A 22,790-nucleotide genomic window follows, 5' to 3' on the forward strand; every position below is an offset into this window, starting at 1 on the left:
CTTGATACCTCCGACGTTAGGCGCGCAGAGGCCCAAGGTCAAAGACGCTTGGGGCAATTTCACGTCGTGTCGAAACTTTCACCTTCGGCTTTAACGTTAGGAAGCCGTCAGCCTTCGAAGTCTTCGGGTTCCACGTCGTCGAGGAACTCCCGGAAGCGGCGCATTTCGCGTTCCTCGTCCACACTCGGGCCCGGCTCGGCCTCTTCCCCTTCGTCGTGCTCGGTGATCCGGACGCCGGCTTCTTCCATCACGGCGTCGGCGCACCAGATGCGGCACTTCGCGCGCAATGCCAGGGCCAGCGCATCCGAAGCCCGCGAGCTGACCGTGGTGCCGTCGTCGAACTGGAGCTGGCCGTAGAAGATGTTGTCCTCGACGGCGACGATGTTCACGCTGACGATCGCGTGGCCGAGGGCCTCGACCACGTCCACGAGGAGGTCGTGGGTCATTGGCCGCGGCGGAACGACGCCCTGCTGGGCCAGGGCGATGGCGCTGGCCTCCGGTGTGCCGATCCAGATGGGCACGTGCCGTTCCCCCTGGATCTCCTTGAGGAGGACCAGCGGCTGGTTGGACGGGAGCTCGATCCTCACCCCGACAATCTCGACTTCGATCATGACGATTCCATGCGCGAGATCCGGTCCTGCACCAGGGCCCGGTGCAGGGTGAGGCAAAGTTCGCTGATTTCCCGGGCCGCTTCCGCGGCACGCGACTGCGAGGCCGCGTCCTTGCGGGACATCAGCGGCGCCACCGCGCGTTCCACCAGCCCGAACTCGCGGTCCGCGGCCGCCTGGAAGGGGCGCAGGTGCCGCGGCTCCAGGCCGTGGCTTTCAAGCTGCACGCAGGCGCGCGCCACCTGCAGGGAGTGCTCGTCGAACTTGCCGTTGACGTGGCTGATCAGACCGAAGTCCAGCAGGGACTGCAGGAGCGGAACGCTGGCGCCGGACTCGGTGCGGAGCTGTTCCTCGCTGAGGGCCCGTGCCCTGCCGTGAATTTCGGCCGCGAGTTCATCGGAGACGATCCGCGGGGAAACGGTCACGCCCGGCGGTAGGTTCTCCGGGCGTTCGCCGCGGTCGATCGCGTCGAGGTAGTCCTTGATGACCTTCAGCGGCAGGTACTGGTCGCGCTGCAGCGCCAGGACGAAGCGCAGGCGTTCCACGTCGCTTTCCGCGTACTGGCGGTACCCGGCGGGGGTCCGCTTGGGGTTGATCAGTCCCTTTTCTTCAAGGAAGCGGATCTTCGACGCCGTCATCGCGGGAAAGTCGTCGCTCAGCTGGGCGAGGACCTCGCCGATATTCAGGACCTGGGGTCCACGCCGTTCCGGCTGGGCAATTGCCACAGGCAGGTACTCCGGATTCAGGCCTGCCCTGCAGCGCGCGCAGGGCTCAGGTAGAAGGTGAGTCGGAACTTACCGATCTGGACTTCGCTGCCGTTCTTCAGCTGCACGCTGTCCACGCGGTCGTGGTTGACGTAGGTGCCGTTGAGGCTGCCGGTGTCCACCACTTCGAAGCCGCCGGCGGTGCGGTGGAATTCGACGTGCTTGCGCGAGACGGTGACGTCGTCGAGGAAGATGTCGGCATCCGGGTGGCGGCCCGCCGTCGTGCTGTCCGAGTCCAGCAGGAAACGGGCGCCGGCGTTCGGACCGCTGTGGGCGATCAGGAGCGCTGATCCCGGGGGCAGGGCGTCCACGGCCGCGCGCTCTTCGGCGAGCAGCCGCGGGGTGACACCGGGTTCGCTGCTGATGGGGGTGAGCTGGATCGAGGTGGTCTCCGACGTCGGCTGATCCAGTCCTTCGGACCGGCCCGGGACCGGGTTCTGTTCGCCGCCAACCATGGAAATCCTCCTCATCCGCCGGCGCCTCCCACAGACGCCGGTTCGCTTCTGCCCGGTTCCGCCGGGCCAAACGGGTTGCTGGTCCGGCCGGTTCTCCGTTGCGGGAGAACCGGCGTGTCGGACCAGATGTTTTTAGCCTACCTGCTGTTCGTACTCGGATGCACTGAGCAGCGACTCGACGGCGTCAGCTTCCGCGAGCTTGATCTCCAGGAGCCAGCCGTCACCGTAGGGATCGGAGTTGATCAGGGCCGGATCGCTGTCCAGCGCGTCGTTACGGGCGATGACTTCGCCGCTCACCGGGGCGTAAATGTCGCTGACGCTCTTGGTGGACTCAACCTCGCCCACCACCTCGTTGCCAGTGATGGTGGTGCCGGGTTCGGGCATCTGGACGTAGACAACGTCACCCAGGGCGTCCTGCGCGAAGTCGGTGATGCCGATGCGGACGACGCCATCGGAGTTGGGGGCAGCCACCCATTCGTGCTCGGCGGTGTAGGAGAGATCGGCAGGAATGTTGCTCATCGGTCGCCTTTCATCTGGACGTTGAGGACCACGACGGCGAAGCAGGCTTCCGCGCCGCCGCTGAAAGTATAGGCACATTCCTCCCGCCTCCCCAGAGGTCTCTGGAATGATGGGCGCAAGAGGGTCCGCCCTGCCAGAAGGTTCCCTTGGAGGAGCATCGCCATGCCTGAACTTCCAGAACTCACGGCCCTGGCCGCCTACCTCGATGCGCGCCTGGCGGGCGCCACGGTGGTGAGCCTGCAGTTCCCCACCCGCTTTGCGCTGAAGAGCAAGGGCTTCGATCCGGAAAGCCTTGCCGGCAGGACTGTCAGACGTGTGCATCGGCGTGGCAAGTTCCTGGTGTTCCAGACGTCAGCGGCCACCGATTCGGCCGAATACGCGGACGAAGGCGGCGCGTTGAGCATCGTGGTCAGTTTCGCCAAGGCCGGTTGGCTGCTTTTGTCCGGGAAGCTTTCCGGGCTCAAGGATGCTCCGGAGCCGGAGTCCGGGAGCATGGCCGCCGCGGGATACGTCTCCGCCCGTTTCCGCTTCAGCAACCACGGCACGGACTTCGGGGTGGACCTCACGGACGAGGGCAGGTGGAAGGGCCTGGCCGTCTTCATCGTGCATGACCCGGAAGAGGTTTCGGGTATCGCCGAGCTCGGACCCGAAGCCCTCGACCCGGAGTTCACGCTCGAGGAGTTCACGCACCTGTTCACGTCCCGTCAGCGGACCAAGGACATCATCAGGGACCAGAAGCGGATTGCCGGCATCGGCAACGGCTACAGCGACGAGATCCTGCACGCGGCCAAGTTGTCTCCGCTCGCCCCGGGCGCGTCCCTGGACGCCGAGGCCGTTGGCCGGCTCTACGCGACCATGCGCGGGCTCCTGGGAGATGCCACCGAAGCGCTGGACGGTCTGGCGCCGGATAAACTCAAGGCCGCCAAGAAGGAGTCCATGGCGGTCCACGGCCGCACCGGTGAAAGCTGCCCCGTCTGCGGCACCACCATCCAGGAACTGGCGTACGTGGGAACATCCTTCCAATACTGCCCCGGCTGCCAGAGCGGCGGGGAGATCCTCAAACGGCCCGCGGGACGCGGCACGGGAGAGGAGCCGGCAGACTGAGTGCCTCTGCCATGATGGGTGCCATGACAGAACAAGCGCCAGTACCCCCTAAGAAAAAAGGCAACTGGGGCGCCAAGATCATCCTGATCCTTGTCGCGTTGGTCTTCGCCGTCATCTCCTACTTCGCCCTCGCCGCCTTCCTCCCCCGCTGGTGGTCGCAGACCATTGGGCAGCAGGTCAACGGCAGCATTTCCGCCGGGATCCTGGCCGGCATGTTCTACGGCTTCGTCTTCACCTTCGCCGCGGCCCTCGTGGCGCTGATCGGGCTGAACAGGAAGGTGGGCTGGCCCTTCAAGATCGCGCTCGTGGTGCTCGGCGTCGCGATCTCGACCCCGAACCTGCTGACCCTCTCCATCGCGCTCGGCACCAGCAACGCTGCGCACGCCGGCGAGCGGGTCCTCGACGTCGACGCGCCCGGATTCCGCACGGCCTCACTCGTGGCGGCAATTGCCGGGTTCGTGGCGGCAGTGGTGTTGGTGGTCCTGGTCCAGATGTGGCGCAGCCGCGGAAAGAAGATGAAGACGCTACAGCAGGCCGAGAGGGACCGGCTCAAGGCGGAAAAGGAAGCGGGACAGGCGGGAGCCGGCCAAACCGACGTCGACGACGCGGAGCAGCAGTAAGGCGGCAGAACCTGCCCGGGCTGGATGTACGGCGCGCGTCGCCGTAGAATATTAGTTGCATGCGCTGCATATATGGTTGCGCGCACTATCGGCAGGAGTTACGGGAACATGGGCATCAAGGACGACGCCGTCGAAGTCCGGGCGCAGGGCTGGCGGACGCTTGCCGCACTGCACGGGACCATCGAGGCGGCGCTGGAGAAGGCACTGCAGTCGGCCGCCGGCCTCTCGGTGGTGGAGTACACCGTGCTCGACGCGCTCAGCCGCCAGGACGGTTGGCACATGCGCATGCAGCAGCTGGCCCGCGCCACCGCCCTGTCCAGCAGCGCCACCACGCGCCTGGTCAACCGCCTCGAAGACCGCGCGCTGCTCACCCGGATCCTCTGCGCGGACGACCGCCGCGGGATCTACACCGAACTGACCGACGCCGGGCAGAAGCTGCTGCTGGCCGCCCGGCCGGTGCATGACGAGGCGTTGGAGATGGCATTGGAAGAGGCCGGGGCGGTACCGGAACTGGAGCCGCTGGTGCGGGCGCTGGGCGCCCTGCAGGCGGTCTAGGCCTTACTAGGCCTTTTTCACGACGCTTGACTTGAGCTGCATCGGGCCGAAGCCGTCCACCTTGCAGTCGATGTCGTGGTCGCCGAAGCCGTCCACGAGGCGGATGTTGCGGACCTTGGTACCCACCTTGATGGGCGTCGAGCTGCCCTTGACCTTCAGGTCCTTGATGATGGTGACGGTGTCGCCGTCGGCGAGCACATTGCCCACGGCGTCCTTGATGAGCTTCTCCCCCGCGTCGTCGCCCTCGGCGACGGGCTCCCACTCGTGGCCGCATTCGGGGCAGACGAGCAGCGCGCCCATCTCGTAGGCGAATTCACTGGAACATTCGGGGCACGGCGGCAGGGATTCACTCACCATCCAAGGATACTAGGCCGCCCAGGGCATCCTTGCCGCCCTTGCCTCCCCGTCCGGGCGCGGCCGCAGCAGCCCCGTCCCTGAGCCCGAGCATAGTGTGCAGCGGGCCGGCGAGCGCACCGCCGTCCACCGGCAGCGTGGCACCCGTAATCCAGGCGGCGTCGTCCGACGCCAGGAAGGCGATGGCCGCGGCCACATCCTCCGGCTCGCCCACGCGCCCGAGGGGGTACATTGGGGCCAGCCTGTCGGGGCCGCCCTGGCCGTCCCACACCCTGGTGCGGATGGTTCCGGGCGCCACGAGGTTCAGGCGCATGCCGTCCGGACCGAGGGTGACGGCGAGGTTCTTCACCAGCAGGCCGAGCCCGGCCTTGGCGGCGGAGTAGGCCTCGCCGCCGAACGCCTGGACACCGTTGACCGAACCGACCAGGACCACCGCCCCGCCGCTGCTCCGCAGATGGGGCACCGCCGCCCGGATCAGGCGCATGGGTCCGCTGAGGTTGAGGTCGAGGTCCGCGTTCCAGTCGTCGTCGCTCATCCCCTCCGCCAGGCGCGGGTGCGGCAGCGCGCCGCCGGCGACGTTCACCAGGACGTCCAGCCTGCCGAAACGTCCGGCGACGGCGGCAACCGCCGCGTCCACGGACGTGCGGTCCGTGAGGTCGCAGGCGAGCACGAGGCTCCTGCCGCCGTCGGGGTCCAGTTCCGCCGCGAGATGCCGGGCGGCGTCGACGTCCAGTTCGGCGAGCGCGACGACGGCACCCTCGGCATGCAGGCGCCGCACCGCGGCGGCGCCGATCCCATGCCCGGCGCCGGTCACCAGGCAGACCTTGCGTTCGAAGCGGTTCATGATCCTCCTTGAGCCCGCAGGGCAGCGGTCCGGGACGCACCTCACAAAGTAGTTGCTTGCGCTTGTTATTTGCGTGTGCAACTATAGATTCATCGGGCGAAATAACCAGCGCCTGCAACTACTTTCCCAGTGTAACAGGAGACCCCTCATGCCTCTCGGCCTACTCGCGCTCGCCATCGGCGCGTTCGGCATCGGCCTTACCGAATTCGTCATCATGGGCCTGCTGCCCGAGGTGGCCGCGGACTTCGCGGTGACCGAGGCCGCAGCCGGATGGCTCATTTCCGGATACGCCCTGGGCGTCGTTGTCGGCGCCCTGCTGCTGACCGCTGCAACCACCCGGCTCCCCCGCAAGGCCGTGCTGCTGAGCCTGATCGTGCTCTTCATTGTGGGCAACGCGCTCACCGCCCTGGCCGGCGACTACGGCCTTGCCATGATCGGCCGCATCATCGCAGCCCTCTGCCACGGCGCCTTCTTCGGCATCGGTTCCGTGGTTGCCGCGAGCCTCGTCGCCCCGGCCAAGAAGGCCGGCGCCATCGCCATCATGTTCACCGGCCTCACCGCCGCGAACGTGCTCGGCGTCCCCTTCGGCACCTTCATCGGCCAGCAGTTCGGCTGGCGCGCCACCTTCTGGGCCATCTCCGGGATCGGCGTCCTGGCGTTCATCGGCATCGCGGTCCTCGTTCCCGTGCTGCGCCACTCCGGTGAACACATCAGCCTGCGCAGCGAACTGCGCGCTTTCCGCTCCGGACAGGTGTGGCTCTCCTTGCTCGTGACGGTCCTTGCCTACGGCGGCATGTTCGGCGCCTTCACCTACATCGCCTACACGCTCACCGAGGTCAGCGGCTTCGCATCCGGTTCCGTGCCGTGGCTGCTGGTGCTCTTCGGCGCCGGCCTGGTGGTGGGGAACTGGCTGGGCGGACGCCTCGCGGACCGCTCCATCGACGGGACCCTCATCTTCTTCATCGCCGCCCTGATCGTGATCCTCGGTCTGTTCGGCCTCTTCGCGGATTCGCAGCCGGCCACCATCGTTGCCCTTTTCCTCATGGGTGGCTTCGGCTTCGGCACGGTTCCGGGCCTCCAGAGCCGCATCATGATCTACGCGGGCCAGGCCCCCACCCTTGCCTCCGGTGCCAACATCGGCGCCTTCAACGTGGGCAACGCGCTCGGCGCCTGGACCGGCGGCCTCGGCATCGCGGCCGGCCTCGGCTACACGTCACCCATCTGGATCGGCACCGCCATCACCGCCGCCGCCCTCGTCGTCATGCTGATCGCGAAGGCGACCGCCAGGAACCTGCGACCCGCGGACGCCGAGGCGCCCGCCGTCAACGAGTCCGCCGTCGCCGTCCACTAACCACCACACCTATCCACAAGGAGAAAAACCATGGCTACACCCCACCTGACCGCAACGGACGCCGAACTGCTTCTCGGCACGGCCCGCGACGCTGCCGCGGCCGAGGGCGTCAACGTCAGCATCAGTGTGCTCGACGCCGGCGGCCACCTCCTGGCGTTCCGCCGGGACGACCAGGCGCTGCTGATCTCCGGCGAGACGAGCACCCGCAAGGCCTACACCGCGGTGCAGCTCAACGCGGCAACGGCCGACGTCGTTGATGCGGTCAAGCCCGACGGCCCGTTCCACACCCTCGCCACCGCCTTGGATCGCCCGCTGCTGTTCATCGCCGGCGGTATCCCGGTGCACCGGGACGGACGGCTGGTGGGCGCGATCGGCGTCGGCGGCGGCGCCCCGGAACAGGATCACTCCTTCGCGGCTGCTGCCGTGGCAAAGCTGGGCTAGCTGCTTCGACGACGGAACCCCCGGCGATTGCCGGGGGTTCCGTTTGTTCAGGGCTTGGTCAGGACCCGGTTACCGCCCCGGCGGGCCTTGGCGATTCTAGCCAGCCCGCTGGACACGGCAGCTCCCACGAGCGCGAGCGCGGCGAGGACGATGAACACGATGTGGTACCCGCCTGCTCCCGGGTTGGCATCGAGGATGGCCCCGTAGCCGATGAACGCGAACATGCCGGGCGCGTAGCCTACCAGGCACGCGATGCCGAAGGCCGTGCCGCTCATCTGTTCGGGGATTCCCACCTCGTCCATCGGAGCCCAGAACACACCGCGCATGGTGAACACGATCAGGGAGAACAGCAGGGTGACGATCATCGCCGGAACCTGGCTGCCGGGATCAGCCGGGAGGAGCAGCAGCACCGCGACTACCGGGATCAGGCACAGGAAGGCCAGGCGGATGTACCGGCTTGCGCTCTTGAACACCTTGTCCGAGAGGACGCCGCCGATGGGGCCGCCCAGGATTTTCAGGCCATACTGGTTGATGATGCCGTAGGCGCCTACCAGCGCGACGGGCAGTCCGTAGACATAGGTCAGGTACGGGATGAAGTAGGTCAGGCCGCAGTAGACGACATAGACCATGAAAACGGTGAAGCTCACCCACCACAGCTGCGGCAGCTTCGCCGCGTGCCAGATCTCCCCAAGGCCGGCCTTCTGCTTCTTCGGAGCGGACTGGCCGCTGTCCTGTGCGGCCGTGCGGGACCGGAGCAGGAGGAGGAGCAGCACGCCGACGGCGATGTCCACGATGGCGTAGAAGGCGATCGCCGCGCGGAAACCTCCGGTGCCTGAACCGAGCAGGACGAAGATGCCCAGCGCGGAGAACGCGACGGCAGTGTCCACGATGCCGCGGCCGCCTTCAAGGAGTCCGAAGAGCCGGCCTTGTTCCTTCGGGCCGCCGAGCTGGCGGATGCTCTTGAGCAAGGCGGGCCAGACCAGGCAGTCCGAGCACACTGCAAGAAGCGCGAACACGATCAGGAGGGGACTGAAGCCGGGGAAGGTGCTGAGGTACAGGCCGAGCGCGCCGGTGCCGATGAGGCCGAGCGGGATGAGGATCCTCGTGGAGAAGCGGTCGGCGAGGAAGCCGCCCACCACGAAGAGCGCCGTCGCGACGATCGAGTTCACGCTCAGCAGTGTCCCGATCTCGGTGTGGTTGAGGCCGAGGGCTTCCTGCATGGGGACGTAGAAGGCGTCCTTGAGGTTGGCCAGCTTGTAGATCGTCCCGCCAGCCATGACGAGCAGGGCGAAGCGGATCCATTTGCTCCAGTCGACGGGTTTGGCGGACGTTGCAGGGGTTTGGGTTGTTGCGGTCATCGTGCACCTGCCAGGGAGTTCGTCGGGTCGAGTTGGGCGACGGCGATGCCGCGCAGGGTGGCGAGCAGTTCCTTCACATGGGCCACCTGGTGGTCGGCCCAGCCAGGTTCTGCGGCGAGGAGGTCCTCCCGGGTCCAGCCGTCGGGGATGCCAGTGGTGCTCACCTCGCGGTACGGGATGAACGGGTCTTCGCCCTCGCCGGCATGGCGGAAGGCGGGGGCGTAGTAGAGGTTTTCCTGCTCCAGGGCCAAGGCGATCACCTGGGGCTTGTCCTCCCCGAGCATCAGCAGCTCGAACAGCATCCGGGCGCCAGGCAGGTCGTCCTCGGGGCTGCCCTGCAGCACACCGCGGTGGCCGAAGCCGTCCCCCTCAGGGAGGATGTGGACGCCTTTCAGGTGGGCCTGCAGGATGTACGGCGCGAGGGCGGTGAGGGCTTCCATCGGGCGCTCGCAGGCATTGATCATGTTCCCGAAGTCGAACATCGCATGGAGCCGCGGGTGGTTGACCCGGCACAGCAGTTCGGCGATCTCGGTGGAGCGGAGTTCCTCGTGCTGTTCGAAGGAGAAGGTCAGATCATGCTGATCGGCGAGGGTGGCGAGCCGGTGGAGGTCCTGCCCAATCCGCTCCTTGACCTCCGAAAGCTGCCCTTCGAAGCGGGAGTAGACGCGGATGTGCCGGACGCCGAGGATGCCCGCGATGCGGACCACCTGGTCCACGTCCGCACGCAGGGTGGTGCTGATTTCCAGGTGGATGGCCAGGCCCAGGTTACGTGCGCGTTCGGAGAATGCGCGCAGCTGCTCGTCGCTCATCCGGCCGAGGCTGCGCTCCTCGCCGTCGAGGAGGTGGATGCAGGCGCCGGCCAGGCCGTGCCGGTGCGCGAAGTCGAGGACATCGACCGGGCCGTACCCGCCGTAGGTCAGGTTGCCCAGGAGTGCATAGGCGTGGGCGAACAGCGGGGCGTTGTCGATCCGGTCAATGAGTTTCCGGGCAAGTTCATCGTTGAGGCGGGGCAGGGACGCGATTTCCTGCTCGTTGAGGCGGGGACTCAGGAGCGCCCGGAATCGCTCGTCGGATGGGGGCATCGGTGGCTCCTCGGGAGGCGTGTCAGGGATGGTGGCGAATGTCACGCATCATTTGTACGACGCCAATGGATGCCAATGAAGATCCATTATGGCCGCACCAGTTAAGTCCATTCAGGATCCTGCCTTGGCACGTTCCCAGCGGTCCCATGCCGCGGCCATCCTTCCGACCGCGTAGGGCATGTGTTCCTCCGCCGTTCCGGCGAAGCCAATCAGCAGCGCCGGGGGCAGCTGCCGCGTGACCCGGTACTCCCCCAGCGGATAGGTGTACACCCCGCCGGCGGCCAGCCCGCGGGCCACCGCGATGTCGTTGGCATCTTCGCGGAGCCAGCCGATGACGTGCAGGCCGGAGTCGACCGGGGCGGCGTCGATCCTGTGGCCCAGTTGTTCGTCGATCGCCTGGAGCAGGGCATCCTGCCGTGCCGAGTACAGGCGCCGGGTCCGGCGAAGGTGGGCGTGCAGGTGACCTTCTGTGAGGAAATCGGCGAGCGCCGCCTGGAGGACCATCGCGGGCGGGCGCCCGATGACCGAGGAGGCGGAGGCGAACGGTTCCACCAGGTCCTCGGGCAGCACGCAGTATCCGAGCCGGATCGACGGCGCGAGCACCTTGCTGAATGAGCCCACGGTGATCACGTGCCGGCTCAGGTCGAGTCCGAACAACGTCGGAAGGAGTTTCCCGCGGTACCTCAGCTCGCTGTCGCAGTCGTCCTCAACGATCCAGGCCCCGTTTCGCTGCGCCCAGGCGATCCATTCGGCGCGCCGCGCCGGGCTCATCGCGATCCCGAGCGGGTGCTGCCGTGCGGGCGTCAGGCAGGCCAGCCGGGCCGGGGACCCGCCGTCGTCGTACCCGGGCCCGGGTTCGCCAAGCATCTCCGGAGGAACCGCTCCCTCCTCGTCGACAGGTACGCCGCGGACCGGGCAGCCCAGCGACTGGAACGCGAGCCGGCCGGAAATGTGGCCGGGGTCCTCGACGATGACGGAATCCCCGACGTCGAGCAGGAGGACCGCCAGGACGTTGAAGGCCTGCTGTGCGCCGGAGGTGACGATCACTTGGTCCGCCGTGCAGCCCAGGCCCCGCACATCGTTGACGTAGTCCGCGATTGCCTCCCGCAGCGCACGGTGGCCGTGCGGGTCGCTGTATCCGATCAGGGTCGGATCGGTGCGCCCGGCATGGCGCGCCAGCAGGCGCTTCCAGGTGGCCGCCGGGAAGGCCGACGACGCCACCTGGCTGGCGACAAAGGACTCCGTTTCCGACGGCGCCCATGAGTGCGGTGCCTCGCTGAAGAGATCGGTGCCGCGCGAGGAGGTGGCTGCTCCGCGTTCGGACAGCGGTGGCCGCGGCATCGGCTGCTGTGGGATCGCCTCACTCCACAGCGTGTCCACGTACGTGCCGTCTCCTGCCCGCGAGCGCAGGAAACCTTCCGCAGTGAGCTGCTCGAAGGCCGACACGACGGTGATACGCGAAATCCCCAGCTCGGAGACCAATGTCCGGGTTGAGGGCAGCCGGGTTCCGCTCGGCAACGCACCCGTCAGGATCTGTGTGCGCAACTGCGCGTACAGCTGCCGGTGCAGGGGCTGGGGAGCCTTACGGTCGAGCTCGAGTCCGGCCAGCAAACGGCCGCCGGCACTCTTCATCGGGCTGCTCCAACCATGGCCACCATTTTACGGACCGTCACACATCGCCACGGCATCGGATCAGGGCAGGCAAGTCCTACCCTGACAGGTGACATCGTGTGCGCCGTTGGCGGTGAGGATGGGCAGGCCGGCGTTGGGCATGCAGGCGATCGGCACCGTGGACTGTTTGGAGAGGTGGCGCAGGTGCTCGCTCATCTCGTCCGGGCCGGTGGCGCAGTTCAGTCCGATGGCGTCGACGCCGAGCGGTTCCAGGGCGGTGAGCGCGGCGCCGATTTCGGAGCCCATGAGCATGGTTCCGGTGGTCTCGACCGTTACCTCGACGAAGATCGGGAGGCGGACGCCGCGGGACACAATGGCCTGCTTGCAGCCGTTGACGGCGGCCTTGGTCTGCAGGAGGTCCTGGCTGGTTTCGATGAGGAAGGCGTCCGCTCCGCCGTCGATCAGGCCCTCGGCCTGCAGGGCGAACGTCTGTTTGAGGTAGTCGTAGCTGGTGTGGCCGAGGCTGGGGAGCTTGGTGCCCGGGCCCATGGAACCCAGGACCCAGCGGGTGCGGCCGTCTTGTTCCGCCGCTGCCTCCGCGCGTTCCCGGGCGATTTTGGCACCCTTGAGGGCCAGTTCCGTGATGCGGTCATCGATGCCGTAGTCGGAGAGGTTGGACCAGTTGCCGCCGAAGGTGTTGGTTTCGACCGCGTCGACGCCGGTGGCGAAGTACGCGTCGTGGATGTCCGCGATGACGTCCGGGCGCATGGGACTAAGTTTCGGCCGGGTGTGCGGTAGGGGCGGGTTGGTTTCGGCTGGTGACGGGGTGGATGCCGGCGGAGCCATCAGAAGAGGGAACGACTGAATGACAATGTTCCTATGACACACAGCGCTGAGATGTATCGAGAGATGCCGTGGCCCTTTCCCAACAACCAGTTCCCCGACGGCCTTGGGGCTGTGGTGATGAGGACGGTCCTCTCCGGGGAACGTCCGGCGCTCCAAGTCCTGCATGACCCGGACAACGGTTGGGCGATTGCGGACGGAGTGGACGACCCCAACGTTCCTGGAGGATGCGTTGCCACGCATATCAGTCACGTGGTCAAGCTCGACCCAACGCTGGCAGCTCTGGCGGCCATGCCACCGGGAACACTTGCCGACCGCCTTGAAACTGGCGCCGAGTGGCAGTTCAGTGACTTCAAGTGGGAAGACGAATAGGCGACGTCGCCTTCACGACCGACTTCCATCAGAAACGACAAAGCCCTGGTGGAATCTCTTCCACCAGGGTTAGACGTCGGGCTGACAGGATTTGAACCTGCGACCCCCTGACCCCCAGACTAAGGCACCGTGTTCACGACTGTCCGCCACTGGGTCAAAAACCGCGGAATCTAGCGGAATTTGACGGTGGCGGACAGTCGTGAACATCCACGTTTGTTGATGCGTTGCTACACTCGTTGCTACATTTTTGCGCAGCGCGTGCGACTGAAAGGATGCCCGTAATCATCCGATGAATCCGCGCAACGACCTGGGGTCTTCCCCGATCCCGTTGCTACATTTTCTTCGCCCGCGTCCGAATCAATTCCCGGACAAGAACAGCATCGACAGGACCCCGGACGCCGTCGAGCAGGCCAGTCCGAAGGCCGCCCAGAGCGCGGGCCACTTCAGTGCCGCGCGGCGAGAACGGAACATTTCCGGAATGTCGTGCTTCATCCACCGGTCCACATCGTCATACGTGGTAACCGCACCCGGCGAAGGATCCGGCATGTGTGGGTAATACCGCCGGTAGGCCACCACCGCAGCAGAGATGGGCGTGACGAAGCCGATAACTTCCAAGGTGATGCACAAGACCAGCATGAGGCCAAAGTACACGGGGGCTCATACTGGATGGCCGGAACCCGCCCCAGCAGTATGTTCACGCCGCCCGCCGCATGGGGCTGCCTACCTGGAAGGTGCCCCTTGATAATTCTTCGTTCCCCGTCAGAATTGGACAGACCTGCATCGATGATGCCGCAGGGTACAGGAAGACATGGGGGGAACATGATGGATTCCAAGATTGTCAGGCTGCACAAGCTCTGGACCAACTTCGCGGCCGACCGCCGGACAGCGCAAGGCGCTCTCCAGGAACGTCTGGATAAGTACGACGCCGCGATAGGCCTGCTGCGCGAGGAGATTATCCGGGCGCAAACACAATTTGATGACCATTGGAAGAACCGCAAGCCGGACATCCAGAAACAACGTGATGACGCAGTGATGGAAGAGCTGGCTACGGGCCGGTCCGCACAGTCCATCCTGCGTGAACTGGGCTCCAACAACACGAAGTGGATTTATGACCTGCGCGCGAGAGTCGCTGACCGCATTCCGGAACAAACTAACGTCAATTCAAGACCTCAACCCCAGGATGACTAGGGCTAAAAGGCTCCGGAAGGGCCACAAAACAATCTTGGTGGACGAAGGCGGCATCCCACGGGACGCAACGGGCCATCGCACAGACAGGCCCCCTAGCTACTCCAGACGCGGGGAACAGCTCTGGCGGGCCGATGAACTCAGGTACGCCCTCGGGGAGAGAGTGCGGGCGACCAAAGCGTGGCATCGCATGGCTCTCGGCGAAACCGGGACCATCGTGATCGTGGAGGAATTCGTCAAGCGAGACTACCTAGTGCTGCCGGACAGACTGATGGAGAAGTTCCAGGAAACCAACAGCGGGCTTTACCTGTCCCGCATGCCCGAGCACTACCTTGAACCGGAGTGATCCAATGCCGGAGCGCGGCCAGCTCCGCGGCCGGTAACCGTCTATTTTGGGATTGCAAGCTCGATTAAGGCCCACGCGGCCGAGGCCGGTATGCCCGTTACGACGGCCCACAGAAAAGCGGTAAGGCCGTATTGCGTCGCCTTGCCGGCAGCGCTCTTTTCAGGGAACCCTGCCAGTTCACGGACTCGCCGGGGCCACCCTATGAACGCCGCGACGCGACCGGCGAGCGATCGTTCATCCCGTTTCGTCCGGACGGCCATGGAGCGAAGCCGGCCCTCTGCTAGCTGGCACGCCCCCAGCACGTCCTCCGGGAGGAGCATGGGTTTTGGCTGAGTGATCACGAGCCAAGAAGCAACAGGATTCAGAACTTGCTCCCGACCCCGTTCGTCCTCCGTTCTCACGAATGAGTTGGTGACAGCTATCCCTTCCTGCGCACTCCCTGCAAGGACCGAGACTTCACCGCGAAGCCGTTTGAATTCCGCCTCGCTGCCCTCTTTCGGAACCTGCCAGGACCCAGCGGGCCCCGCCCCGAATGCAGTTGTGTGGTCCAGCAGCTCCGCCAGCCTTTCGCGGAACTCGTGAAGTTCCCCGGCCATAAACTCAAGATCAGCAGAAGAATGTTTGGGCATGGGTTCATCATGCCAGTCGTCCATGAAATATAGACGCGCGGCAACTCATCCAGCGCCACGCGCGCGCGACCCCCGGTCGCTTCTCGGGGGGAGATGGATCACTGCCGGCAAACGCGGTCCCCGGGGGAAGCTGTCGCGATTGAGACGCCCCTCCCTCCTCAGTCCGAGGACCAGGGCGGGCCCGGTGCTTCCGGGTAGGCGGGAGCGCCGGGCCCGCCGTCGTCGGCGCTGGCAGTTCTGGAAGGGCCCGGCCCGAGGGATGGGGCCGGCCTGCCATCGGTCCCGGCGTGCGCGGCATGACACCGCACGCCGGGTGGCGTTGACGCCGACGCCGGACCGCTTACGCGGCCAGGTCCACCACGGCGAAGGACCCCGGCCGCTTGACCGCGAAACCGAACCGGCCCTCCACGCGCATCGTGACAAGGTTCTTCGTGAAGTTCTCCCCGGACCGGTCAAGGGCCAGGGTGGCGTCCTCCCGGATCACAATCTCCGCCTGCGTCCAGTCCGCCAGCAACGCCGTACCCGCGGCCACCGCGTTGGACGGCACCCTCGGCACCGACCAAATGTTCGCCGCAGAGTCCCCGGCCGGGTCCCCGAGCAGGAACATCCCGGTCGCCCCGTCGGCCCGGAGCAAGTCCAGCGCCTCAAGGTCCGTAGGGTTGAGCACCAGCGCCGTCGGCGTGACCCCGGTGGCCTGCAGCTGGGTCAGCGCCTTACGGATGGACGTGAGCCGGTCCGTTGCGAACGCCTGCCCGACCACGCCGGACGTGGACAGGATCCCGGTCAGGTTCTCCCCGGTGCCGTCACCGTTCACAATCTGGTTCTGCAAGGCGTCCTGGATACCGGCCTCCATCTCGGAACCGAGGAACTGTTCAAGCGCGGCATAGTCCGCAAGCCACCTCTCAGGGACCGGTTCCGAGAGGTGCGCAATGACCCGGACTTTATCCTCAACCTCTTCGACCGAGAACACAGACGTAGGCTTGAGTGCCCCGTCCGCGACGGGGGCCGCGTTGTTGGTGCGTACCGTCTGCCGGAGGAACGTGAAGCTGTTGCCGGTGGAAAAGCCGTCGCTGGTCAGCGGCCGCACCGGGAGCAGTTCGAGCAGGGACCGCGGCGCGGCGGACATGGTCACGACTTCCGTGGCGATGGGGACCGGCACCCCGATGGTGCCGGTCACCAGCGACTTCTGCCCGTCCACGTTCATGACCAGGGCCCGGGAAACCCGCGCGGCCGCGTCCTTGGCCCAGCCCGAGCTCCGGCCGCCGCGCCGGTAACCGGCCCCGGACTCCGCAGGTTCGCCTACTTCCGCCGCCAGGGTCCGGGCTTGCGCCAGAATGTCCTGGTCGGCCTTGGCGCTCTTGGCCTGCTCCAGGTAGTCCCGCGCCTTGGTCATGCGCGCGTCAAAGTCTGTCTTTTCCGCGGCGGTCAGGTCCCGGCCTTCGGCCGCGGCCCTCTCGGCAATGACCCGGGCGGCCTGCGCTTCGTCCGAAGCCTTGGTCCGGAACATTTCCAGACGGTTCGTGTTCATGGTGTGCCCTCCTTGGGCCAGGAATGCGCGCCGGCAAAGTTGGGCGCACGGAAAGTGGTTAGGGGGCCGGGCGGGCTCGCGGACGGATTCAGGGAGCCGGTTCTCCGGACTTGACGCCGTGCGCCCTCGTCCTTGACGTTTCCCCGTACCGCTGGCGGCACTCATTCCTCGGCGGGACCGTATAGGCGGGCGGATTGACCCGGAACGTATCCGGTGTGACCGTTGGCCGTGTCCCTCGCGCCTCGCGGCCCGGTTGAGCCGGGCCGCTTGCGCTTGGGACCAGAGTAGCGTGGCGGGACCGCCCGGCGGCATGGCTAGTGGTCCGCGTCGTCGGGCCCGCCGGCGTCGTCCCCGTCCAGTTGCCGGAGCGCCAGCTCGGCCCAGTCGCCCAGGTCCAGGTCCGTCCGGATGGTCCGGGACGCCTTCATCAGCCCGAGCAGGTAGACGGTCACGCCCAGGACTTCGTCCAGCTCCATCGGGGTCAGCATTGCCACCGCCCCGGCCGGGTCCGTCGCGTAGGCCCGGACCAGTCCCAGCGTGTCGCGCTGCAGTTGCTTGTCGTCCTGCTTGTCCATTGCTGTTCCCTTCGTTTGGTGCTTCCCTATTCGTTGCTTTTCCGTGGTGCCGGCCCAGACGCCGGCAGGTTCCGGATGGGCGGACACATAGGCCCGGCACGCGGCCAGGGCAGGACAACGGCGGCAGGAAGCGGCCGCGGCCCGCGCCGTCGCATCGTCGGCCGCCGTCCATTCCGCCCGGTGGCCGAGGCACGGGACCGTCAGCCCGGCCCGGACCAGGACACCGAGGCGGCCCATCAGGTCCGCGTGAGCTGCCAGCCGTGCCGTGTCGTCGTGCCGTGTGCCGCGCGCGGCCGCTCGAGGCGCATTGGGCCGGCGGTCCCCGGTCATGGCGCGCCCTCCGCCGTTGCCGCCGGGACGTGACCCGGCCGTGTTAATGACCCTGCTGCGCCAAATGCCAGCCCGTATCTGCCGGGCAGCGTTGCCGTACCGGAGGGACAAAGGGACATTCGGAATGTATCCCCTCCCACGAGAATGAGATTTGGGGAATGGGTGCTGAAAGTCCGTTTTGTCCCTCGCGCTGTGTTTCCGCAGGTCAGCACCGGTTTACCCCCACCCGCTCAAGGGCTCGTCCATATCGGTTTTCAGCCCAATCCGTTTCCAGGTCCGGCTCCCGCCGGACTTCCCCTGCACGAATCCGCGCGCTTCCATGGCCTTGGAGAACTCGCGCTTCGTGGCCGCCTGCCGGATGAACCCGGCCGCATTCGCCCACCGCTCCCACGCCCTCCACAGGGCATCCAGCGGAACGTTCGCCCCGTCGCCGGTAACGCAGTTGTCCATGATGAACAGGGCCAGGCCGTCCGAGTCGTCCCGATAGGCCGCCGTCCGCGCCCGGACCTTGTCCGGGTCCGCGAGCCCTAGCCGCCGGTATTCCTGCCAGCCCGCCACGATCCAGGCAAGGACCGCTTCCAGCTCCAGACCCAGCTTTTCGTCCAGCCGGGGGTCCTGCTCCGCGGCCGGGATCACCACCTCGAACGGCACGACTTTCAGCCGCTTCCAGACCGCCTCATCGTTGCCGCTCGTCTTGGGCAGGTGGTTCGCCACCATGGCCAGCGTGTGCGAGGGCTCAAACGCCACCGAGTCCTGCCGCATCCTCCGGGCCCGGATGGTGTCCCCGCCGGTGAGCCGCTTCATGGTCGCTTCGGCCAGGGCCCGGCCTTGCTCGATTTCGCTCATGGTGACCCACCGGACCCCCATCAGGTCCATTTCGTCCGTGGTGTGCGCCCCGTCGCGGGCAAGCAGCAGGTCGGGCCGGACACTCGTCGCGTAGCTGCCCAGCGCCTTGTTCACGGCCCCGCACCAAACACCCTTGCCGTTCCGCCCGGTGCCGGTCAGTATCGCCAGGGCGTGTTCCATGGTCCGGCCGGCCAGCGCCTGCCCGATATAGCGCTGCAGGAACGCCCGGACGTCCTCGTCGGGGAGGGACCGCCGCAGGAACGCGTCCCAGACCGGCCCGGCCGCTCCGGGATCGTAGGACGCCCGGCAAACCTTCGTGATCCGGTCCCGCGGATCATGCGCCCGCAGTTCCATGGTCCGCAGATCAAGGGTGCCGTTAGCCACGTTCAGCAGGTAGGCGTCCGCATCCAGGTCGTCATGGGTGAAAGCGAACGCCTCAAGTTTGGACGCCAGCCGCAGGACGCCGTCCACCCCGTTGGCGGACTGGCAGGCCCGAACGTCGGCGGCCAGCTTGTCGTCCCGGAATGCTTCGGCATGGGCGGCCCGAATGACCGAGTACACGCGCTGCGCCGCCCTCCCGGTATGGTCCTCGACCCACCTGTTCCCGTACCACCAGTGCCAGCCCAGGCCGTGAACGTACATCAGCTTGTCGGCGTGCTCCGCGGCGAGCCGGTACGCGATCCGCAGCTGCCCGCGGAACACCAGGTCCGGGGACTCGCCCGGCATGTCGTCCGTGAAAGCCTCCGCCCGGAACCACTCCGGAATCTCGGTTTCGGCAGCGTCGGTCATGGCCGGCCCCCGTCCCGCCAGCCCCGCCCGAGCCGGGCCGCCAGCTCCCAGGGCCGCCAGCCCGCCCGTTCCAGACGGCGGCCCTCCGCTACCAGCTCCCGCGGCCCCAGCCCGGCCACCGGCGGGGCCACCCGGAACCCTGCCGGCTCCGCCGGGTCCAGAGTGTCCCGGCGTCCGTCCACCAGGGGCGGGCACCGCAGCGACGCCAGCCGGCGACGATGTAGACCAGCCAGCACAGCTTCCGTAGACGCCCGTTTACTTTCCCTAGACGGCGGCGGCAAAAATGTAGGACGTAGCCGGAACGCGCCATTTTCCCGAGCCCTCACCGGCGAGCACCGCCGGCCACCAAGTCCGCCCCGCTGACTTTCGCCGCGAAGGCCCGGATGCTCGCCGCGGTAACCAGCGACCGCCTCCCGATCTTCGCCGGGATCAGCTCGCCTTCCTTGATGAGCTGGTAGATCATCGTGCGCCCAATGCCGAGCGCCTCCGCTGCATCGTCGATCGTCACCAGTACGCGTTCCATGATTCCCTCCAAGTTCATACGCAAGTTCTTATGTACATGGTTACGAACAACTGCGTATCGTTGCAGCGTAAGGAGCCCACCAAGAGAAATGCGTATCAGATGAGCAGAGCAACCCACCACGACACCTTCACCGCCAAGGACGGCCAACTCAGGCTTGAGCTCCGCCGCGAAACCTTCACCGCCAAGGACGGCACCGAACTCATGATTGAGCTCCGCGGCGAAGACGCAGACCCCGACACATGGCACCAAGTGGGAGACTGCCGCGTGCCAGCCGCCCTTGAGGTAATGGAACGCCTCTGGGACGGCGGCACGGAGACCGGCGACCCCCTCCAGGAGTTCCTATACGTCAGATACGGTTTCGGAATGATCGGCGGGGCCCACCGCCTCCTTCACATCGAAATGGACTCAGTAAGCGGAACACGCGAGATACAAGCCGCAGACCTCCGCCGTCCACGGATTGAGTACGTACTCGAAGCATCGCTACTCCACCTATGCCGGACGCCGTGGCCAGCCGGGTCCATAGCGCGCCGCCGTGACGTTGCCACCGTCATGAAGCGCCGCCGCCGCCTCAGCGACGACGTCCTCCAAGAAGTCGCCCGCGTCTACGAAGCCAACATTGACGACGCCCCCACACAAGCCGTAGCCAATCACTTCGACCTCCAACTCCGGACCGCGTCCCTACGGGTCAAGCGTGCCCGCGAAGCCGGATACATCACCAAGCCAGCCAAGACCGGAAGGAAACCACAGCAATGAGCAAGAGCAAGCGAGCGAACGGGGAAGGGTCCATCTACAAGCGCGAGTCAGACGGCCGCTACGTCGGAGCACTCACCCACCCCGACCCGGAAACGGGAAAGAACCAACGCAAGGTGTTCTACGGCAAGACCCGCGCCGAAGTCCGGGCAAAGATGCGCGCAGCCGCAGACCGGCTCGAGGAAGGCCAGCCGGTGGCCGACTCGAAAGCCACCGTTGCGCAATGGGTCACGCAGTGGGCAGCCACCACACTCGCAGCGAGCGACCGCAAGGAGTCCACCCGTTCCCTGTACCGGACGCTGGCGACCAAGCACCTAATGCCGGAGCCCTTCGGCGCACTGCCCTTGGACAAGCTCAAGCCCTCCCACGTCGAAGCGCTGGTCCTCCGCCTCCGGGCACGGACGCGACAGGTCCGGGCCGAGGACGGCAGCGAGGAAGAAATCCGGGCCCTCTCCGACTCCACCATCCGGACCACGTACACCGTCCTGCGCGCCGCCCTTGACGGAGCGGTCCGGGACGGGCTTCTCGCCCGCAATCCGGCCGCAGTCGTACGCCGCCCCGGAGTCGAACGCACCGAAGCCCGGCACCTGTCCCCCGCCGAGGTCCGCGACCTAACTAGCGCCGCCAAATCCTCCCGCTACCACGACGCCCTCAAGTTGATAGCCGCCACCGGGATCCGCCGCGGCGAATGCCTCGCGTTGCGCTGGGAAGATATCGACCACGACGCCGGCGTGCTGAGGATCAGGGGAACACTTTCCCGCGTCGCCGGCAAGCTCATCGTGACCGAGCCCAAGACGGAGAAATCCCGGCGGGTGCTGCCGCTCTCTCCGGTCACGGCCGCACTGCTGACGGCGCAGCGGAAGGCCCAGGTTGCCGAGCGGTTGCATGCCGGCAGCGCGTGGACGGACACCGGGTTCGTCTTCACCACGGAGAGCGGGAAGCCGGTGGACCCGCGCAACCTCTACCGCGTCGCGCAGACGGCCGCGAAGCGTGCCGGGATCAAGGGCGTCGGCGTTCATTCCCTCCGGCACTCCGCGGCCACGGCCATGCTCGAAGCCGGCGTGAACATCAAAGCGGTTTCGGACCTGTTAGGCCACTCGTCCGTCAGCATCACCGGCGACATTTACGGGCATACATCCGATGACAGCGCACGCGCCGCCGTCGCCAAGCTGTCCGATGCTATGGGCTTCTGAGCGGGGCTTTTCCACGTTGCTACACCCGTTGCTACACCCGTTGCTACATTTGGCCGATTAAGCAGCAGAGGCCGCCTCCGGATTTCTCCGGAAACGGCCTCTGACCTGCGGTTTTATTGGTCGGGCTGACAGGATTTGAACCTGCGACCCCCTGACCCCCAGTCAGGTGCGCTACCAAGCTGCGCTACAGCCCGCCATGCCTGCCCGTTATCGCTGTTCGCGGCCGTTCAAGCAACGCGTATCAGCCTATACGAAAGCGGCCCGGATGAGAAATCGGAAGCCCTCCGACACGCCGTGTCGTCGCGCTCATAAATCCGAGTCCACGAACCCGCCAGCAACCCCCAGTTCAAACCTCGTTCAGTCGGGATAGTTACGGTTCCGGAGCACCCCCAACGCCACCCTGTTCCGAAAGGCTCCCCCATGGACCGCCGTCGTTTCTTCACCGCCGCTGCCGCCACCACGGCAGCGGCCTCGCTCCCCCTCCTCACCGCCGGCGCCGCCGAGGCAAGTCTCGCGGCCGACGCAGCCCAGGAACAGAAGCTCACCCGCCTCATGATCGACGCTCTCAGCCGCGAGCTGGAGGACCCGGCGACGGCCGCCGTCGTCGAACCTCACATCCAGGACGTCGGCTTCAGCTGGCACCCGCCGGTCATTGCCGTGGACAACATCGACTACATCGTGGCCTACGCCTTCGGCAACCGCGCCCCGGCCGGCGGCGGCGATCCCGCCAAGGTCCTCTACGAACCCGGGCCCGTCAACGAAGCCCTCGCTGACACCATCGCGGCGATGCGCAAGCAGAAGAACGTTCCCGTCTTCGCCCAGTGGGAGATCGCACGCTTCCTCGAAAACAAGTACGGCATGGACCGCGTGACGTCGATCGAACCGGTCATAGCCGCGGACGGCACCATCACCTACCTGAGCACCGACGGCGTCGCCGCCCAGGTGGTTGCCCTTCGCGGAACCTCGGGCACCGCCGGTGTGGTGGGCTTCCGCGACCACGTGAAGCGCTGCGTCCAGACCACGCGCGACCGCGGCATGACTGCTTTCGCGCCGGCCGGGGCCGAGATGCCGGGCGACTACGATCTCCAGTCCGGCCAGCCGTGGACGCGCCGCCGTGACCTCTACCTACTGCATGACATGTATGCGCAGTTCGCGGTCCTGCGACAGAAGGCGATCATGGCTGCGTACCCGCACGGGTAATCTCGGCGAGTTCAG

At 66.6% G+C, this 22,790-nt stretch carries 26 protein-coding genes, 1 tRNA gene and 1 pseudogene; 11 read left to right on the plus strand and 17 right to left on the minus strand.

From position 1 onward, the window contains the following. Positions 1-107: 107 nt before the first annotated feature. The 4 genes from D3654_RS05320 to gcvH all read right to left on the minus strand — a co-directional run bounded on the left by D3654_RS05320 (position 108) and on the right by gcvH (position 2,346). Positions 108-611 (minus strand): bifunctional nuclease family protein, encoded by a 504-nt coding sequence (locus D3654_RS05320; protein ID WP_120520486.1) that lies wholly within the window; start codon positions 609-611, stop codon positions 108-110. Next, positions 608-1,327, minus strand: a complete 720-nt coding sequence (gene ftsR, locus D3654_RS05325; protein ID WP_120520551.1) for a transcriptional regulator FtsR — start codon at positions 1,325-1,327, stop codon at positions 608-610. Before ftsR ends, D3654_RS05320 begins: the two co-directional genes overlap by 4 nt. Before the next feature lie 23 nt (positions 1,328-1,350). Beyond that, a complete protein-coding gene (locus tag D3654_RS05330) occupies positions 1,351-1,827 on the minus strand; it encodes an FHA domain-containing protein (protein WP_120520487.1) in 477 nt (158 codons plus the stop codon). A 132-nt stretch (positions 1,828-1,959) separates the two neighbouring features. Next, the gene (gcvH, locus tag D3654_RS05335; protein WP_120520488.1) at positions 1,960-2,346 is read right to left on the minus strand and encodes a glycine cleavage system protein GcvH; all 387 of its coding nucleotides are present in this window, start codon (positions 2,344-2,346) and stop codon (positions 1,960-1,962) included. A gap of 162 nt (positions 2,347-2,508) precedes the next feature. Between gcvH and D3654_RS05340 the strand changes: the two genes are divergently transcribed. The 3 genes from D3654_RS05340 (at position 2,509) to D3654_RS05350 (ending at position 4,625) form a co-directional block, all read left to right on the plus strand. Beyond that, on the plus strand, positions 2,509-3,450 hold the full coding sequence (locus tag D3654_RS05340) for a DNA-formamidopyrimidine glycosylase family protein (protein WP_120520489.1): 942 nt from the start codon (positions 2,509-2,511) through the stop codon (positions 3,448-3,450). 23 nt (positions 3,451-3,473) lie between these two features. Continuing rightward, on the plus strand, positions 3,474-4,070 hold the full coding sequence (locus D3654_RS05345) for a hypothetical protein (protein ID WP_120520552.1): 597 nt from the start codon (positions 3,474-3,476) through the stop codon (positions 4,068-4,070). A 108-nt stretch (positions 4,071-4,178) separates the two neighbouring features. Further along, complete coding sequence (locus D3654_RS05350) at positions 4,179-4,625, plus strand: MarR family winged helix-turn-helix transcriptional regulator (protein ID WP_120520490.1); 447 nt, start codon at positions 4,179-4,181, stop codon at positions 4,623-4,625. 6 nt (positions 4,626-4,631) lie between these two features. Here the strand turns inward: D3654_RS05350 and D3654_RS05355 are convergent, their stop codons facing one another. Both D3654_RS05355 and D3654_RS05360 read right to left on the minus strand, forming a co-directional pair. Beyond that, the gene (locus D3654_RS05355; RefSeq protein ID WP_120520553.1) at positions 4,632-4,979 is read right to left on the minus strand and encodes a zinc ribbon domain-containing protein YjdM; all 348 of its coding nucleotides are present in this window, start codon (positions 4,977-4,979) and stop codon (positions 4,632-4,634) included. Further along, positions 4,972-5,823 (minus strand): SDR family NAD(P)-dependent oxidoreductase, encoded by an 852-nt coding sequence (locus D3654_RS05360; protein ID WP_120520491.1) that lies wholly within the window; start codon positions 5,821-5,823, stop codon positions 4,972-4,974. Before D3654_RS05360 ends, D3654_RS05355 begins: the two co-directional genes overlap by 8 nt. 148 nt (positions 5,824-5,971) lie before the next feature. Between D3654_RS05360 and D3654_RS05365 the strand changes: the two genes are divergently transcribed. Together D3654_RS05365 and D3654_RS05370 are read left to right on the plus strand one after the other, a co-directional pair. Continuing rightward, a complete protein-coding gene (locus D3654_RS05365) occupies positions 5,972-7,174 on the plus strand; it encodes an MFS transporter (protein WP_120520492.1) in 1,203 nt (400 codons plus the stop codon). A 30-nt stretch (positions 7,175-7,204) separates the two neighbouring features. Beyond that, complete coding sequence (locus D3654_RS05370; protein ID WP_120520493.1) at positions 7,205-7,615, plus strand: GlcG/HbpS family heme-binding protein; 411 nt, start codon at positions 7,205-7,207, stop codon at positions 7,613-7,615. Between the two features lie 47 nt (positions 7,616-7,662). On the opposite strand, the gene D3654_RS05375 is transcribed toward D3654_RS05370, so the two are convergent. From D3654_RS05375 to D3654_RS05390, 4 genes and pseudogenes are all read right to left on the minus strand, one after another. Beyond that, positions 7,663-8,973: an MFS transporter gene (locus D3654_RS05375; RefSeq protein ID WP_120520494.1), complete on the minus strand. Its 1,311-nt coding sequence runs from the start codon at positions 8,971-8,973 to the stop codon at positions 7,663-7,665. Further along, a complete protein-coding gene (locus D3654_RS05380) occupies positions 8,970-10,055 on the minus strand; it encodes a sugar phosphate isomerase/epimerase family protein (protein ID WP_120520495.1) in 1,086 nt (361 codons plus the stop codon). The genes D3654_RS05375 and D3654_RS05380 overlap by 4 nt, the downstream gene beginning before the upstream one ends. A 111-nt stretch (positions 10,056-10,166) precedes the next feature. Continuing rightward, complete coding sequence (gene pdxR / locus D3654_RS05385; RefSeq protein ID WP_120520496.1) at positions 10,167-11,687, minus strand: MocR-like pyridoxine biosynthesis transcription factor PdxR; 1,521 nt, start codon at positions 11,685-11,687, stop codon at positions 10,167-10,169. Between the two features lie 96 nt (positions 11,688-11,783). Next, positions 11,784-12,443, minus strand: a pseudogene (locus D3654_RS05390) (homocysteine S-methyltransferase family protein); the annotation flags it as partial. A gap of 102 nt (positions 12,444-12,545) precedes the next feature. Between D3654_RS05390 and D3654_RS05395 the strand changes: the two are divergent. Then, positions 12,546-12,881: a hypothetical protein gene (locus tag D3654_RS05395; RefSeq protein ID WP_120520497.1), complete on the plus strand. Its 336-nt coding sequence runs from the start codon at positions 12,546-12,548 to the stop codon at positions 12,879-12,881. A 357-nt stretch (positions 12,882-13,238) separates the two neighbouring features. On the opposite strand, the gene D3654_RS05400 is transcribed toward D3654_RS05395, so the two are convergent. Next, entirely contained in the window at positions 13,239-13,517 is a 279-nt protein-coding gene (locus tag D3654_RS05400) for a hypothetical protein (RefSeq protein ID WP_162943626.1), read from the minus strand. Between the two features lie 183 nt (positions 13,518-13,700). On the opposite strand from D3654_RS05400, the gene D3654_RS05405 reads away from it, so the two are divergent. Then, complete coding sequence (locus D3654_RS05405; protein WP_120520499.1) at positions 13,701-14,069, plus strand: hypothetical protein; 369 nt, start codon at positions 13,701-13,703, stop codon at positions 14,067-14,069. A 187-nt stretch (positions 14,070-14,256) separates the two neighbouring features. Further along, positions 14,257-14,412, plus strand: a complete 156-nt coding sequence (locus D3654_RS20380; RefSeq protein WP_162943627.1) for a hypothetical protein — start codon at positions 14,257-14,259, stop codon at positions 14,410-14,412. 41 nt (positions 14,413-14,453) lie between these two features. On the opposite strand, the gene D3654_RS05415 is transcribed toward D3654_RS20380, so the two are convergent. The 5 genes from D3654_RS05415 to D3654_RS05435 all read right to left on the minus strand — a co-directional run bounded on the left by D3654_RS05415 (position 14,454) and on the right by D3654_RS05435 (position 19,650). Further along, positions 14,454-15,065, minus strand: coding sequence for a hypothetical protein (locus D3654_RS05415; RefSeq protein ID WP_120520501.1), 612 nt, complete (start codon positions 15,063-15,065; stop codon positions 14,454-14,456). 316 nt (positions 15,066-15,381) lie between these two features. Beyond that, entirely contained in the window at positions 15,382-16,569 is a 1,188-nt protein-coding gene (locus D3654_RS05420; RefSeq protein WP_162943628.1) for a phage major capsid protein, read from the minus strand. Positions 16,570-16,883: 314 nt separating this feature from the next. Then, on the minus strand, positions 16,884-17,474 hold the full coding sequence (locus D3654_RS05425; RefSeq protein WP_120520503.1) for a WhiB family transcriptional regulator: 591 nt from the start codon (positions 17,472-17,474) through the stop codon (positions 16,884-16,886). Positions 17,475-17,690: 216 nt separating this feature from the next. Then, entirely contained in the window at positions 17,691-19,109 is a 1,419-nt protein-coding gene (locus D3654_RS05430) for a DNA primase family protein (RefSeq protein ID WP_120520504.1), read from the minus strand. 322 nt (positions 19,110-19,431) lie between these two features. Further along, positions 19,432-19,650, minus strand: a complete 219-nt coding sequence (locus tag D3654_RS05435) for a helix-turn-helix domain-containing protein (RefSeq protein WP_205571738.1) — start codon at positions 19,648-19,650, stop codon at positions 19,432-19,434. Positions 19,651-19,731: 81 nt separating this feature from the next. Here D3654_RS05435 and D3654_RS05440 point away from each other — a divergent pair, with 81 nt between their 5' ends. Further along, the gene (locus D3654_RS05440) at positions 19,732-20,385 is read left to right on the plus strand and encodes a hypothetical protein (protein WP_162943629.1); all 654 of its coding nucleotides are present in this window, start codon (positions 19,732-19,734) and stop codon (positions 20,383-20,385) included. Beyond that, positions 20,382-21,575: a tyrosine-type recombinase/integrase gene (locus D3654_RS05445; protein WP_120520506.1), complete on the plus strand. Its 1,194-nt coding sequence runs from the start codon at positions 20,382-20,384 to the stop codon at positions 21,573-21,575. Before D3654_RS05440 ends, D3654_RS05445 begins: the two co-directional genes overlap by 4 nt. Positions 21,576-21,692: 117 nt before the next feature. Here D3654_RS05445 and D3654_RS05450 read toward each other — a convergent pair. Beyond that, positions 21,693-21,769: transfer RNA gene (locus D3654_RS05450), tRNA-Pro, on the minus strand. 226 nt (positions 21,770-21,995) lie between these two features. Here D3654_RS05450 and D3654_RS05455 point away from each other — a divergent pair. Then, complete coding sequence (locus D3654_RS05455; protein WP_120520507.1) at positions 21,996-22,775, plus strand: hypothetical protein; 780 nt, start codon at positions 21,996-21,998, stop codon at positions 22,773-22,775. Positions 22,776-22,790 lie beyond the last annotated feature (15 nt).

This window comes from Arthrobacter celericrescens (assembly GCF_003614925.1).
GTDB classification, from domain to species: domain Bacteria; phylum Actinomycetota; class Actinomycetes; order Actinomycetales; family Micrococcaceae; genus Arthrobacter; species Arthrobacter celericrescens.

Excerpts from the sequence above, each read along its gene's own strand:
- D3654_RS05320 (WP_120520486.1), bottom strand. The coding sequence starts at position 611 with ATGATCGAAGTCGAGATTGTCGGGGTGAGGATCGAGCTCCCGTCCAAC.
- D3654_RS05330 (WP_120520487.1), bottom strand. The coding sequence starts at position 1,827 with ATGGTTGGCGGCGAACAGAACCCGGTCCCGGGCCGGTCCGAAGGACTG.
- gcvH (WP_120520488.1), bottom strand. The coding sequence starts at position 2,346 with ATGAGCAACATTCCTGCCGATCTCTCCTACACCGCCGAGCACGAATGG.
- D3654_RS05340 (WP_120520489.1), top strand. The coding sequence starts at position 2,509 with ATGCCTGAACTTCCAGAACTCACGGCCCTGGCCGCCTACCTCGATGCG.
- D3654_RS05345 (WP_120520552.1), top strand. The coding sequence starts at position 3,474 with ATGACAGAACAAGCGCCAGTACCCCCTAAGAAAAAAGGCAACTGGGGC.
- D3654_RS05350 (WP_120520490.1), top strand. The coding sequence starts at position 4,179 with ATGGGCATCAAGGACGACGCCGTCGAAGTCCGGGCGCAGGGCTGGCGG.
- D3654_RS05360 (WP_120520491.1), bottom strand. The coding sequence starts at position 5,823 with ATGAACCGCTTCGAACGCAAGGTCTGCCTGGTGACCGGCGCCGGGCAT.
- D3654_RS05365 (WP_120520492.1), top strand. The coding sequence starts at position 5,972 with ATGCCTCTCGGCCTACTCGCGCTCGCCATCGGCGCGTTCGGCATCGGC.
- D3654_RS05370 (WP_120520493.1), top strand. The coding sequence starts at position 7,205 with ATGGCTACACCCCACCTGACCGCAACGGACGCCGAACTGCTTCTCGGC.
- D3654_RS05375 (WP_120520494.1), bottom strand. The coding sequence starts at position 8,973 with ATGACCGCAACAACCCAAACCCCTGCAACGTCCGCCAAACCCGTCGAC.
- D3654_RS05380 (WP_120520495.1), bottom strand. The coding sequence starts at position 10,055 with ATGCCCCCATCCGACGAGCGATTCCGGGCGCTCCTGAGTCCCCGCCTC.
- pdxR (WP_120520496.1), bottom strand. The coding sequence starts at position 11,687 with ATGAAGAGTGCCGGCGGCCGTTTGCTGGCCGGACTCGAGCTCGACCGT.
- D3654_RS05395 (WP_120520497.1), top strand. The coding sequence starts at position 12,546 with ATGACACACAGCGCTGAGATGTATCGAGAGATGCCGTGGCCCTTTCCC.
- D3654_RS05400 (WP_162943626.1), bottom strand. The coding sequence starts at position 13,517 with ATGCTGGTCTTGTGCATCACCTTGGAAGTTATCGGCTTCGTCACGCCC.
- D3654_RS05405 (WP_120520499.1), top strand. The coding sequence starts at position 13,701 with ATGATGGATTCCAAGATTGTCAGGCTGCACAAGCTCTGGACCAACTTC.
- D3654_RS20380 (WP_162943627.1), top strand. The coding sequence starts at position 14,257 with ATGGCTCTCGGCGAAACCGGGACCATCGTGATCGTGGAGGAATTCGTC.
- D3654_RS05415 (WP_120520501.1), bottom strand. The coding sequence starts at position 15,065 with ATGGACGACTGGCATGATGAACCCATGCCCAAACATTCTTCTGCTGAT.
- D3654_RS05420 (WP_162943628.1), bottom strand. The coding sequence starts at position 16,569 with ATGAACACGAACCGTCTGGAAATGTTCCGGACCAAGGCTTCGGACGAA.
- D3654_RS05425 (WP_120520503.1), bottom strand. The coding sequence starts at position 17,474 with ATGACCGGGGACCGCCGGCCCAATGCGCCTCGAGCGGCCGCGCGCGGC.
- D3654_RS05430 (WP_120520504.1), bottom strand. The coding sequence starts at position 19,109 with ATGACCGACGCTGCCGAAACCGAGATTCCGGAGTGGTTCCGGGCGGAG.
- D3654_RS05435 (WP_205571738.1), bottom strand. The coding sequence starts at position 19,650 with ATGAACTTGGAGGGAATCATGGAACGCGTACTGGTGACGATCGACGAT.
- D3654_RS05440 (WP_162943629.1), top strand. The coding sequence starts at position 19,732 with ATGAGCAGAGCAACCCACCACGACACCTTCACCGCCAAGGACGGCCAA.
- D3654_RS05445 (WP_120520506.1), top strand. The coding sequence starts at position 20,382 with ATGAGCAAGAGCAAGCGAGCGAACGGGGAAGGGTCCATCTACAAGCGC.
- D3654_RS05455 (WP_120520507.1), top strand. The coding sequence starts at position 21,996 with ATGGACCGCCGTCGTTTCTTCACCGCCGCTGCCGCCACCACGGCAGCG.